12 protein-coding genes are annotated in these 13175 nt (G+C 57.4%); 8 read left to right on the top strand and 4 right to left on the bottom strand.

Annotated elements, in window-relative coordinates:
- Positions 1-8 precede the first annotated feature (8 nt).
- Positions 9-671, top strand: a complete 663-nt coding sequence (gene fsa / locus BJ887_RS15065) for a fructose-6-phosphate aldolase (RefSeq protein ID WP_020884894.1) — start codon at positions 9-11, stop codon at positions 669-671.
- A gap of 40 nt (positions 672-711) precedes the next feature.
- Here the strand turns inward: fsa and moeB are convergent, their stop codons facing one another.
- Complete coding sequence (gene moeB, locus BJ887_RS15060) at positions 712-1464, bottom strand: molybdopterin-synthase adenylyltransferase MoeB (protein ID WP_121340065.1); 753 nt, start codon at positions 1462-1464, stop codon at positions 712-714.
- Between the two features lies 1 nt (position 1465).
- Positions 1466-2698: a molybdopterin molybdotransferase MoeA gene (gene moeA / locus BJ887_RS15055; protein ID WP_041162513.1), complete on the bottom strand. Its 1233-nt coding sequence runs from the start codon at positions 2696-2698 to the stop codon at positions 1466-1468.
- Positions 2699-2886: 188 nt separating this feature from the next.
- On the opposite strand from moeA, the gene iaaA reads away from it, so the two are divergent.
- From iaaA to gsiD, 5 genes are read left to right on the top strand one after another with little or no spacing between them, the layout of a single operon-like run.
- Positions 2887-3825 (top strand): beta-aspartyl-peptidase, encoded by a 939-nt coding sequence (gene iaaA / locus BJ887_RS15050; RefSeq protein ID WP_047355724.1) that lies wholly within the window; start codon positions 2887-2889, stop codon positions 3823-3825.
- Between the two features lie 11 nt (positions 3826-3836).
- Complete coding sequence (gene gsiA / locus BJ887_RS15045) at positions 3837-5708, top strand: glutathione ABC transporter ATP-binding protein GsiA (protein ID WP_121340064.1); 1872 nt, start codon at positions 3837-3839, stop codon at positions 5706-5708.
- 23 nt (positions 5709-5731) lie between these two features.
- The gene (gene gsiB, locus BJ887_RS15040) at positions 5732-7270 is read left to right on the top strand and encodes a glutathione ABC transporter substrate-binding protein GsiB (RefSeq protein ID WP_121340063.1); all 1539 of its coding nucleotides are present in this window, start codon (positions 5732-5734) and stop codon (positions 7268-7270) included.
- A gap of 45 nt (positions 7271-7315) precedes the next feature.
- Entirely contained in the window at positions 7316-8236 is a 921-nt protein-coding gene (gsiC, locus tag BJ887_RS15035) for a glutathione ABC transporter permease GsiC (protein ID WP_020884889.1), read from the top strand.
- 1 nt (position 8237) lies between these two features.
- Entirely contained in the window at positions 8238-9149 is a 912-nt protein-coding gene (gene gsiD, locus BJ887_RS15030) for a glutathione ABC transporter permease GsiD (protein ID WP_047355689.1), read from the top strand.
- Positions 9150-9200: 51 nt separating this feature from the next.
- On the opposite strand, the gene rimO is transcribed toward gsiD, so the two are convergent.
- On the bottom strand, positions 9201-10526 hold the full coding sequence (gene rimO / locus BJ887_RS15025) for a 30S ribosomal protein S12 methylthiotransferase RimO (protein ID WP_032677749.1): 1326 nt from the start codon (positions 10524-10526) through the stop codon (positions 9201-9203).
- Positions 10527-10742: 216 nt separating this feature from the next.
- On the opposite strand from rimO, the gene bssR reads away from it, so the two are divergent.
- Together bssR and BJ887_RS15015 are read left to right on the top strand one after the other, a co-directional pair.
- On the top strand, positions 10743-11126 hold the full coding sequence (gene bssR, locus BJ887_RS15020; protein ID WP_020884887.1) for a biofilm formation regulator BssR: 384 nt from the start codon (positions 10743-10745) through the stop codon (positions 11124-11126).
- 106 nt (positions 11127-11232) lie between these two features.
- A complete protein-coding gene (locus BJ887_RS15015) occupies positions 11233-12351 on the top strand; it encodes a PQQ-dependent sugar dehydrogenase (protein WP_014169289.1) in 1119 nt (372 codons plus the stop codon).
- Here the strand turns inward: BJ887_RS15015 and BJ887_RS15010 are convergent, their stop codons facing one another.
- On the bottom strand, positions 12352-12978 hold the full coding sequence (locus BJ887_RS15010) for a glutathione S-transferase family protein (RefSeq protein WP_020884885.1): 627 nt from the start codon (positions 12976-12978) through the stop codon (positions 12352-12354).
- Positions 12979-13175: the final 197 nt, after the last annotated feature.

Here is a 13175-nt window from a genome sequence, read left to right as displayed (position 1 = left end):
GTTACATCATGGAACTTTATCTCGATACTTCCGACGTCGCGGCAGTGAAACGGCTGGCGCGTATCTTCCCGCTGGCGGGCGTGACCACGAACCCCAGTATCGTGGCGGCAGGGAAAACGCCGCTCGAGGCGCTGCTACCGGCGCTGCAGGATGCGCTCGGCGGGAAAGGTCGCCTGTTCGCGCAGGTCATGGCGACCACCGCTGAAGGGATGGTGGAAGAGGCGCGTAAACTGCGCACCATTATCAACGATCTGGTGGTTAAAGTGCCGGTAACGGCGGAAGGTCTGGCGGCGATCAAAATGCTGAAAGCGGAAGGGATCCCGACGCTGGGTACGGCGGTGTACGGTGCAGCACAAGGGATGCTGTCCGCGCTGGCGGGCGCTGAGTATGTTGCCCCTTACGTTAACCGCGTGGACGCGCAGGGCGGGGACGGGATCCAGACGGTGGTTGAACTGCAGCAGCTTCTGACGCTGCATGCTCCGCAATCAAAAGTGCTGGCCGCGAGCTTCAAAACGCCGCGTCAGGCGCTGGACTGCCTGCTGGCAGGTTGTGAATCCATCACCCTGCCGCTGGATGTTGCTCAGCAGTTTATTACTTCGCCTGCGGTGGATGCGGCAATAGTAAAGTTTGAGCAGGACTGGCAAGGGGCGTTTGGCAGAACGACGCTCTGATACGGTTGCCGGGTTATGCTAACGCTTGCCCGGCAACCATTTAGCGTCCGCATACCTCACAGCCGGGGTTGCTCATCAGTTTCATCTCGCGGAACTGGCAGGTCATCGCGTCATACATCACGATTTTCCCCGCGGCAGGCGTCCCGTAATGCGCCAGCACTTTGATCGCTTCCATGGCCTGCAACGAACCTATGACACCGACTAACGGAGCCATGACGCCCGCCTCCACGCAGGTGAGGGCGTTCTCGCCAAACAGACGGCTCAGGCAGCGATAGCACGGTTCGCCCCCGGCGTAGGTAAAGACGCTGATTTGGCCTTCCATGCGAATGGCGGCACCGGAGACCAGCGGCGTTTTGTGGGCAAAACATCCTGCATTCAACTGATTGCGAATGGTGACGTTATCGGTGCAGTCCAGCACCAGATCGTGTCGTGCTATCTGTGCCGACAGCGCCTCATCATCCAGCAGGGCGTCAATCAGGGTGAACTTCACGTTAGGATTGATGCGCGCCAGCGCCGCACGGGCAGATTCCACTTTTGGCTGGCCGAGGGTCGCGTCGCTGTGCAGCGTCTGGCGCTGAAGGTTCGACACCGACACGGTATCGAAATCCAGCAGCGTCATATTGCCCACCCCCGCCGCGGCCAGGTACTGGGCCGCAGCGCAGCCCAGCCCCCCCAGCCCCACGACCAGCACCCGTGCTGCCTTAAGCGCTTCCTGGCCGTCGAAATCAAAACCGCGCAGAACAATCTGGCGGTTATAGCGCATCATCTCCTGGTCGCTGAGTTCAGCCGTCATGTTAGCCTCCGAAGAGGTGGTTAAAGCTTTCCACCTCAACCCATTCACCCGGCTCCACGCTGCCGCGTTCACGCTCGAGAACGATAAAGCAGTTGCCCTGGCTGAACGAGCTGAAGATGTGCGAGCCCTGGTGTCCGGTGGTGCTCACTTCCAGCTCGCCTTCAGCGTTGCGCGTCAGAATACCGCGCTGGAAATCAAGACGGCCCGGTGATTTCTTCAGGCGCGTCGCCGCACGTACGCGCTGGCGAACCGGCAGCGGGTGGGCCTGGTTACCAGACAGTTTTGCCAGCAGCGGAATGACCAGCTGGTAGAAGGTCAGGGCGGCGGAAACCGGGTTACCCGGCAGGCCGCAGAACCAGCTGTGTTTCAGCTGACCAAACGCGAACGGTTTGCCCGGCTTGATGGCCAGTTTCCAGAAGCCGATCTCCCCCAGCTCTTCAAGAATGGTTTTGGTGTAATCCGCTTCACCTACGGAAACGCCGCCGGAGCTAATTACCACGTCCGCAGACTGGTCCGCTTCAATAAACGCGGCGCGCAGTTTCTCCGGATCATCCGCAATGATGCCAAGGTTAATGACCTCACACCCCAGCTGTTCAAGCATCAGGTGTACCGCGAGGCGGTTAGTGTCGTAAATCTGGCCGTCCTGCAGTGGCTGGCCCGGAAGCTGGAGTTCATCGCCGGTGGAAAAGACCGCCACGCGTACCTTACGGATAACGTCAATTTCTGCGATGCCGAGCGAGGCCAGCACCGGCAGTTCGCCCACCGTCAGTTTCTGCCCGGCGGCAAATACCGTTGCGCCACGCGTGATGTCTTCACCGGTACGACGGATATTCTGTCCCGCTTTAACACTCGCGGTGAAGCGGATGCCCGCTTCCGTTTGTTCGGTCTCTTCCTGCATCACCACCGCTTCGCAGCCTGGCGGTACGGGGGCACCGGTCATGATGCGTACGCAGGTACCCGCAGGCCACTCACCGTTAAACGGCTGACCGGCAAATGCTTTACCCGCCACGGGCAGCGCCGTATCCGTCCGGATATCCGCCAGGCGTACCGCGTAGCCGTCCATTGCGGAGTTATCGAACCCAGGCACGTTAAGCGGAGAGACGATATCGCGCGCGGCAATACGACCAAAACAGCGCACCAATGGCAGCGTCTCGTGGTCGTGCAGGGGGGAAATTCGGTCAAGCATCTGCGTGAGTGCCGCCTCAAGCGGCATCAGTCCGGCGGTAAAATCCATGGTGGGCTCCTGCGGAGTAACGACGAAAGCGTCCATTATGGCAGAAAAGTGCCACTAACTGTATGACCCGATGGGTGTACGCTTTACATCACAGTTGCGTCTTTCTATATTCAAAAATCATCTGAAGTTTCAGCGACGATAATGATATTTATAGAAAAAGCCGCAAATCAGGCTAACGGGTGATGGGAATGGTTAATGCGGTAATCGCAATTCATGGTGGCGCCGGGGCAATCACCCGTGCCCTGCTCAGTCCCGAGCAGGAAAAACGTTATATTGATGCGCTGTATGCCATTGTGGAAACGGGCCAGCGGATGCTGGAGGCGGGCGAGAGCGCGCTGGATGTGGTTACCGAAGCGGTACGTCTGCTGGAAGAGTGCCCGTTGTTTAACGCGGGCATTGGTTCGGTCTTTACCCGCGATGAAACGCACGAGCTGGATGCCTGCGTCATGGACGGTGTCACCCTTAAAGCGGGCGCCGTCGCGGGGGTGAGCCATCTGCGTAATCCGGTGCTGGCCGCGCGTCTGGTGATGGAGGCGAGCCCGCATGTTCTTCTGACCGGGGCCGGGGCGGAGACGTTTGCCGCGGAACATGGCATGACGCCAGTTTCTCCCGATCTGTTTTCAACGCCGGAGCGTTATCAACAGCTGCTTGAGGCGCGCTCGGCAAACGTGGCGCAGCTTGACCATACCGCGCCGCTCGATGAGCGCAGCAAAATGGGCACGGTAGGGGCGGTGGCTCTTGATAAAGCCGGGAATCTGGCTGCGGCCACGTCGACCGGCGGAATGACCAACAAACTGCCGGGCCGGGTAGGTGACACTCCATTACCGGGGGCAGGGTGCTATGCCAATAACGCCACGGCGGCAGTGTCGTGCACCGGAACCGGTGAAGTGTTTATTCGCGCCCTCGCGGCGTATGACATCACCGCGCTGATGGATTACGGCGGGTTAAGCCTGGCCGAAGCCTGTGAGCGCGTGGTGATGGAGAAACTGCCCGCGCTGGGGGGGATCGGTGGGTTAATTGCGGTGGATCGTGAGGGCAACGTGGCATTGCCGTTTAACAGCGAAGGTATGTACCGCGCGTGGGGTTATGCCGGTGATGAACCCAGTACGGGGATCTATCGTGAATAAGGGGGCAAAGCGTGCCGCACAGTGAAGAGCTGGACAACCGTGAAGTGCTGTCTGTCCATCAACTGAATATTGCGTTTCAGGAAGAGCGGCAGTTCATCCCCGCAGTACAGAATTTATCGTTCTCGCTCAACCGCGGCGAAACGCTGGCGATTGTGGGCGAGTCCGGTTCAGGGAAATCGGTCACCGCACTGGCGCTGATGCGTCTGCTGGAACAGACCGGCGGACAGGTCAGCTGCGAAAAAATGCTGCTGCGCCGGCGTAACCACCAGGTCATTGATTTAAATGAGCTGAGCGCCTCGCAGATGCAGAGCGTGCGCGGGGCCGATATTGCGATGATCTTCCAGGAGCCGATGACCTCGCTGAACCCGGTCTTTCCGGTCGGGGAACAGATTGCCGAGTCCATCCGCCTGCATCAGGGGTTGAGCGGTGATGAGGCACTTCGTGAAGCGAAACGCATGCTTGACCTGGTACGCATACCGGAAGCGCAGGCCATTCTGGGACGCTACCCGCATCAGCTTTCCGGCGGTATGCGTCAACGCGTCATGATTGCGATGGCGCTCTCCTGCCGTCCCGCGGTGCTGATTGCCGACGAACCCACGACGGCACTGGATGTGACTATTCAGGCGCAAATTCTGCAGCTTATCAAAGTGCTGCAGCAGGAGATGGAGATGGGGGTGATTTTCATCACCCACGATATGGGCGTGGTCGCCGATATTGCCGATCGCGTGCTGGTCATGCACAAGGGCAACGCCGTGGAAACCGGCACGGTTGAGCAGATTTTCCATGCGCCGGTTCATCCTTACACCAAAGCGCTGCTGGCGGCGGTTCCGCGGTTGGGGGCGATGAACGGCAGCGATTTACCGCGCCGGTTCCCGTTGATTTCTCTCGAAGCGGCAGGCCAGCAGGAAGATGAAATCGAGCAGGATACCGTGGTACCCGGAAAGCCGATTCTGGAAGTGCGCGATCTGGTGACCCGTTTTCCCCTGCGCAGCGGAATGTTTAACCGCGTGAAGCGCGAGGTGCATGCGGTTGAAAACGTCAGTTTTGATTTATGGCCAGGCGAAACGCTGGCGCTGGTGGGAGAGTCAGGCTGCGGAAAATCCACCACCGGGCGGGCGCTGCTCAGGCTGGTAGAGTCCCAGGAGGGCAGCATAACCTTTAACGGGGAACGCATTGATACCCTTCCGGACAGCAAACTGCAGGCGGTGAGGCGAGATATCCAGTTTATTTTCCAGGATCCGTATGCCTCCCTCGACCCGCGCCACACGGTGGGGTATTCACTTATGGAGCCGCTGCGGGTGCATAACCTGCTCGACGGTGAAGCCGCGCAGCGTCGGGTGGCCTGGCTGCTTGAGCGCGTGGGGCTGAAGCCGGAACATGCCTGGCGTTATCCGCACGAGTTTTCGGGCGGTCAGCGGCAGCGTATTTGCATTGCCCGCGCGCTGGCACTTAACCCGAAAGTGGTGATTGCAGATGAATCCGTCTCGGCGCTGGATGTCTCTATCCGGGCGCAAATCATTAATTTACTGCTCGACCTGCAGCGGGATATGGGGATTGCCTTCCTCTTTATCTCACACGACATGGCGGTGGTTGAGCGTATCAGCCACCGTGTCGCGGTGATGTTTATGGGGCAAATTGTGGAGATAGGACCGCGCAGGGCGGTATTTGAAAATCCACAGCACCCTTACACACGCAAGCTTATCGCCGCAGTGCCGGTTGCCGACCCTGAGCATCGCCACGGCCAGCGTGTGCTGCTGCAGGACGAAATGCCGAGCAATATTCGTAAACGGGGCGAGGCGGTGGAGCACGTGGCGCTGCGCGAGGTTGGCCCGGGGCATTTTGTGGCCCCCCCGCGTCAGGACAATGCATTCTCGCGGTTATAACTTAAAACAGGCAGGAGAACACAATGTTTAAATTTGTAGCGCGCAGATGGTTACTCGCCGCGAGCGTGACGGCAGCCCTGGCCGCCGCGCCGGCGTTCGCTGCCAAAGATGTGGTGGTCGCCGTCGGTTCCAATTTCACCACGCTGGATCCGTATGATGCCAACGACACGCTCTCCCAGGCGGTGGCGAAATCGTTCTATCAAGGGCTGTTTGGCCTGGATAGCGAGATGAAACTTAAAAATGTGCTGGCGGAAGGGTATACCGTTTCCAGCGACGGGCTGGTGTATACCCTTAAGCTCAGAACCGGTGTGAAGTTCCAGGACGGTACAGATTTCAACGCGGAGGCGGTGAAGATAAACCTCGATCGCGCCAGCAACCCGGAAAATAGCCTCAAGCGCTACAACCTGTATAAAAACATCGCCAGCACCGAGGTGGTCGACCCGACGACGGTGAAGATCACTCTGAAAGAGCCGTTCTCGGCGTTTATCAATATTCTGGCGCACCCTGCCACGGCGATGATTTCGCCTGCCGCGCTGAAAAAATACGGCAAAGAGATCGGGTTCCATCCGGTGGGGACCGGCCCCTACGAGCTGCTTACCTGGAACCAGACCGACTTTGTGAAGGTTAAGAAGTTTGCGGGTTACTGGCAGCCGGGTCTGCCGAAGCTGGACACCATTACCTGGCGTCCGGTGGTGGACAACAACACCCGCGCGGCGATGCTGCAGACCGGCGAGGCGCAGTTCGCGTTCCCGATCCCCTATGAGCAAGCCGCCATTCTGCAGAAAAACAGCAAGCTGGAGCTGGTCGCCAGCCCGTCCATTATGCAGCGCTATATCAGCATGAACGTGACGCAAAAGCCGTTTGATAACCCAAAAGTGCGTGAGGCCATCAACTACGCCATTAACCGCCAGGCGCTGGTAAAAGTCGCCTTTGCTGGCTATGCCACGCCGGCTACCGGCGTGCTGCCTCCGGCGATCGCCTATTCGCAAAACTATCAACCGTGGCCTTACGATCCGGCCAAAGCGCGTGAGCTGTTAAAAGAGGCGGGTTTCCCGAACGGCTTTAGCACCACGCTCTGGTCGTCGCATAATCACAGTACCGCTCAGAAGGTGCTGCAATTTACCCAGCAGCAGCTGGCGCAGGTAGGTATCAAGGCGCAGGTCACCGCGATGGATGCCGGTCAGCGTGCGGCTGAAGTGGAAGGGAAAGGGCAGAAAGAGAGCGGCGTACGGATGTTCTACACCGGCTGGTCGGCCTCTACCGGTGAAGCGGACTGGGCGCTGTCGCCGCTGTTTGCCTCACAGAACTGGCCGCCGACCCTGTTCAACACGGCCTTCTACAGCAACCCGAAGGTGGATAAAGACCTGGCGGATGCCCTGAAAACGACCAAACCGGAAGAGAAAGCACGCCTGTATAAAGAGGCGCAGGATATCATCTGGAAAGAGTCGCCGTGGGTACCGCTGGTGGTGGAAAAACTGGTTTCCGCGCATAACAAAGCGCTGACCGGGTTCTACATCATGCCGGATACGGGCTTTAGCTTTGATGAAGCAGATTTAAAATAATACTCATGCCCGCAGGCCACCGCCTGTGGGATGAGAGGGAAAGGCATGCTGAATTATGTTTGTAAACGCCTGTTGGGGCTTATCCCGACGCTGCTGATTGTGGCGGTGCTGGTGTTTTTGTTTGTTCATATGCTGCCGGGCGATCCGGCACGTCTGGTTGCAGGGTCAGATGCGGATGCAACGGTTATCGCGCTGGTGCGAAAACAACTGGGCCTCGACCAGCCTTTGTATATGCAGTTTCTCCACTATATTGGCAACGTTCTGCAGGGTGACTTTGGCACTTCTATGGTGTCACGTCGTCCGGTGTCGGAAGAGATTGCCAGCCGCTTTATGCCCACGTTCTGGTTAACCATTGCCAGCATGAGCTGGGCGGTGCTGTTTGGTCTTGGCGCAGGAATTGTCGCTGCCGTCTGGCGCAACCGCTGGCCGGATAAGCTCGGTATGGCTCTGGCCGTCACGGGCATTTCCTTCCCGGCATTTGCACTGGGGATGCTGCTGATGCAGATATTCTCCGTGGAGCTGGGCTGGCTGCCGACGGTCGGGGCCGACACCTGGAAACACTACATTCTGCCCTCGATGACGCTGGGCGCGGCTGTTGCTGCCGTAATGGCCCGCTTTACCCGCGCCTCGTTCGTTGACGTGCTGAGCGAAGATTATATTCGCACCGCCCGGGCGAAAGGGGTCAGCGAGAAATGGGTCATCCTCAAACACGGCTTTCGTAACGCGATGATCCCGGTGGTGACGATGATGGGGCTCCAGTTTGGTTTTCTGCTGGGCGGCTCGATTGTGGTAGAGAAGGTCTTTAACTGGCCGGGGCTGGGACGTCTTTTGGTGGATTCAGTCGAAATGCGTGATTACCCGGTTATTCAGGCCGAAGTCCTGCTTTTCTCACTGGAATTTATTCTTATCAACTTAGTGGTGGATGTGCTTTACGCCGCCATTAACCCGGCCATCAGGTATAAGTAAAATGCGATTGTTGAACTGGCGTCGTCAGGCCATGTTAAACGCTATGCCGGGGCTAAAGCCGGACCATATCCGCACGCCCTGGTTTGAATTCTGGCGGCGTTTTCGCCGTCAGCCGGTCGCCATGACGGCGGGGCTGTTTGTCCTGCTGCTGATTGTGGTGGCGGTCATTGCGCCGTGGGTAGCACCGTTTGATGCGGAAAACTATTTTGATTACGACCGTCTCAATGATGGACCGTCGATGCTGCACTGGTTCGGCGTGGACTCGCTTGGGCGCGACATCTTCAGCCGCGTGCTGGTGGGGGCGCAGATCTCTCTCGCCGCCGGGGTTTTTGCGGTACTGATTGGCGCGGCAATCGGCACCGTGCTGGGTCTGGTCGCCGGATATTACGAAGGCTGGTGGGACCGCATTATCATGCGTATCTGCGACGTGTTGTTTGCCTTCCCGGGCATTCTGCTGGCGATTGCGGTGGTGGCGATAATGGGCAGCGGTATGGCTAACGTCATTATTGCGGTTGCGGTCTTCTCAATACCGGCGTTTGCGCGTCTGGTGCGAGGCAACACGCTGGTGCTCAAACAGCAAACCTTTATTGAGTCTGCGCGCAGCATGGGGGCCAGCGATGCCACTATCCTGTTCAGCCATATTCTGCCGGGGACGGTGTCGTCTATCGTGGTCTATTTTACCATGCGTATCGGCGTGTCGATTATCTCGGCGGCCAGCCTGTCGTTTCTGGGGCTGGGTGCGCAACCGCCTACGCCGGAGTGGGGCGCGATGCTGAATGAAGCAAGAGCGGACATGGTCATTGCACCGCACGTGGCCATCTTCCCGAGCCTGGCCATTTTCCTGACCGTGCTGGCGTTTAACCTGTTGGGCGATGGGTTACGCGACGCGCTGGATCCGAGGATTAAGGGGTAGGATGGAAACCCTCTCCCGGCGGGAGAGGGTGAAGGGAAGGGTAAAACGCCGTTAAACCCGGGTTCCCCACAAATCATACTCGTCGGCGTTTTCAACTTTCACGCGGACAATATCGCCCGGCTTGACGCTGGTTTCGCCGTTCAGGTAGACCGCGCCGTCGATTTCAGGGGCGTCAGCCATGCTGCGGCCAATTGCGCCTTCTTCGTCCACTTCATCGATGATGACCAGAATTTCGCGGCCCACTTTTTCCTGCAGACGTTCAGCAGAGATCTGCTGTTGCAGCTGCATGAAGCGGTTCCAGCGCTCTTCTTTCACCTCTTCCGGAACCTGATCCGCCAGTTCGTTGGCGGTCGCGCCTTCGACCGGGCTGTATTTGAAGCAGCCTACGCGGTCCAGACGTGCTTCTTTCAGGAAGTCGAGCAGCATCTGGAAATCTTCTTCGGTTTCGCCCGGGAAGCCCACGATGAAGGTGGAACGCAGGGTCAGGTCCGGGCAGATTTCACGCCACTGTTTGATGCGTGCCAGCTGGCGATCGACGGAGCCAGGACGCTTCATCAGCTTCAGAATACGCGGGCTGGCGTGCTGCAGCGGGATATCCAGATACGGAAGAATTTTCCCTTCTGCCATCAGCGGGATGACATCGTCAACGTGCGGATACGGGTAGACGTAATGCAGACGTGTCCAGATACCCAGTTTGGCAAGCTGTTCGCACAGGCCGACCATGCTGGTTTTCACCGGCTCGCCGTTGTGGAAACCAGAGCGATGCTTCACGTCGACGCCATAGGCCGAGGTATCCTGAGAAATGACCAGCAGCTCTTTAACGCCTGCGTCTGCCAGACGTTTGGCTTCTGCCAGCACTTCACCAATCGGACGGCTGACCAAATCGCCACGCATGGACGGGATAATGCAGAAGGTGCAGCGATGGTTGCAGCCTTCGGAAATTTTCAGGTACGCATAGTGACGCGGGGTCAGCTTCACGCCCTGTTCTGGCACCAGGCTCAGGAACGGATTGTGCTTAGGTTTAGGGACATAGTGATGAACATGCTCCAGTACCTGCTCGTAGCTATGCGGGCCGGTGATCTCCAGCACTTTCGGGTGCACTTCGCGGATCTGGTCCACTTTCGCGCCCAGACAGCCGGTCACAATCACTTTGCCGTTTTCCGTCAGGGCTTCGCCGATGGCTTCCAGTGACTCCTGAACCGCGCTGTCGATAAACCCGCAGGTGTTAACGATCACCATGTCGGCGTTGTCGTAGCTTGGCACCACGTCATAGCCCTCGGTGCGCAGTTCGGTCAGGATGCGTTCAGAATCCACCAGGTTTTTTGGGCAGCCCAGGGAGACGAAGCCGATTTTAGGCTGGTGCGTAACATTGCTCATAGGTTAAAAATTCATCAATTATGGAGTTATCAGGGCGGGATTTTACAGCGTTCCGCGGGGGATTTATACACTCTTTGCGAGGCGGATGACCGGCAAGAAGGTTGTAACATTGTAAATAATGTTAATCAGTTAAGAATTATTGATCTCAGGCATTAAACTGTACAAAAAATAACCTTATTCTGAATGTGCACAATGGCTGACAGAGGAGGAAAGAGCATGTCCGTTGACAGACTGAAACGCGATCTGCTTAACAAGCTGATCAATGCCCGAATCGACCTTGCCGCGTACCTGCAGTTGAGGAAGGCAAAAGGGTATATGTCAGTCAGCGAAAGCGAACATCTGCGTGATAATCTCTTTGAACTTTGCAACTTCATGCGTGAAAAAGCACCCGTCCTGAAAGCGGAATACGCCGAAAGCGAACTCGTTGCGTTGCGCCGCGCCGCCGAGGTGCTCTCCATTGCAGGGGTATGTTTGATGAACGGACGCCACGACTGCCCGAATTTTATCGCTGTTAACGCGGAGAAGCTTGAAAACTGCCTGACCACGCTCTCTCTATGCATCATGTGTCTGAACAAGCACGAGACGCTTGAACAACACTGACACCGGGGGAGGCAACTCCCCCTTCTGATTAAGCTTTTGTAAAAGTGATAACGTGCCCGGACCCAGTGGCTAACCTTTATGCCATAAACCGATAAAGGAGCGCGTTATGCATCGATCTTCGCTGATTTTCCTGCCTGCGTTATTTTTCCCGATTTCTCTCCTCGCCGCCCCTGACGCGGTAAAAGTCGACGTTGTGCAAAACCGGCTCGATCATCCCTGGTCGATGGCGTTCCTGCCGGACAATAAAGGGCTGCTGGTGACCCTTAAGGGAGGCCAGTTAAAGCACTGGCAGGCCGGAAAAGGGCTTTCCGATCCGATCGTCGGCGTACCCAAGGTCTGGGCAAACGGCCAGGGCGGGTTGCTGGACGTGGCACTCGCCCCGGATTTTGAAAAATCACGCCGCGTCTGGCTGAGCTATGCCGAGGCGGGGAATGACGGCAAAGCGGGAACGGCGGTTGGCTATGGCCGCTTAAGCGATGATCTCTCCCGAATTGAAGGTTTCCAGGTGGTCTTCCGTCAGATGCCGAAACTGTCCACCGGTAACCATTTCGGTGGTCGACTGGTCTTCGACGGTAAAGGCCATCTGTTTATTGGTCTGGGCGAGAACAACCAGCGTCCGACGGCGCAGGATCTGGATAAACTGCAGGGCAAAGTTGTGCGCCTGACGGAGGACGGCAAAGTGCCTGCCGATAACCCGTTTGTGAACACTCCCGGCGCACGGCCCGAAATCTGGTCTTACGGCATTCGTAATCCGCAGGGGATGGCGATGAACCCCTGGAGCGACACGCTATGGCTTAACGAGCACGGTCCGCGCGGCGGGGATGAAATCAATATCCCGGAGAAAGGCAAAAATTACGGCTGGCCGCTGGCGACGCACGGTATTAACTACAGCGGCCTGAAGATCCCGGAAGCCCAGGGCGAGCACGTCGAGGGAACGGAAAAGCCGCTCTTTGTCTGGAAAGTGTCCCCCGCCGTGAGCGGGATGGCGTTTTACAACAGTGACGTATTCCCGCAGTGGAAAAACACGCTGTTTGTCGGGGCGCTGAAGGAGAAAGACGTTATCGTGCTGAGCGTGGAGGGCAACACGGTTACCGAGAAGGGGCGAATTTTAGGTGACAGAGACCAGCGCATTCGCGATGTGCGGGTGGGGCCGGATGGGTATCTGTATGTCCTGACCGATGAGACGGACGGGCAACTGTTGAAAGTCAGCCCGTCCGGATCGTAATCAGGTCACCGGGATCATCACCACGTGACGGTATGCCGGGCGCTCGCTCAGTTGCTTCAGCCAGCGCTCAAGATGCGGGCGCGGCGTCCAGGTAACGTCAATGTTGGTCAGGTTCCAGATGAAGGGCGCAACGGCAATATCGCCTACGCCGAAGCGTTCGCCTGAGAACCACGGATGCTTCGCCAGTTCGTCGTCCATCATCGCAAACAGGTTTTCACAGGTGTCCTGGGCTGCATGAATGGCAGGATAGTCGCGGTCAGCTTCGGGGGTTCTGACAAGCCCCATCAGGATCACACGGTGTGCGGGGGAGAGCGTCTGGTTTGCCCAGTCCATCCACTTTTCACCCTGAGCGCGTTGGGCCGGATTGTCCACCCACAGGCGGCTCTGACCATACTGTGCCGCGAGGTAACGCACGATGGTGTTGGACTCCCACAGCGTCACGTCGGTCTCTTCGTCGCGCAGCAAGGGCACCAGACCGTTTGGGTTCATGGCCAGATAGTCGGCATCTTTATTTACCCCAAACTGCAAACCTGCCATCACCTGCTTAAACGGTAAATCCAGCTCCTCCAGCGTCCAGAGGACTTTCTTAACGTTGGTTGAATTGTTCCTGCCCCACAGCGTAATCATAGAAACTCCCGAAATAGTCAAACAACCTGAGATGTGAATCAACGCCAGCGATTTGCCATGGTGGGATAAACCTAACAATTACGCAACAGAAGACAAAAAAATCGCCTGAATCAAAGCGTATCTGAATGTTATTGCATAAACTTTAATAACTTTACCTTGGTTAGGTTTCTTTAACCGTTTTAGTGCGCTATTACTCA

This window comes from Enterobacter sp. WPR_3_1, from assembly GCF_003635055.1.
Lineage (GTDB): Bacteria > Pseudomonadota > Gammaproteobacteria > Enterobacterales > Enterobacteriaceae > Enterobacter > Enterobacter ludwigii.
The sequence above is the reverse complement of the archived record's forward strand: the minus strand, read 5'-3'. Positions and strand labels throughout refer to the sequence as shown.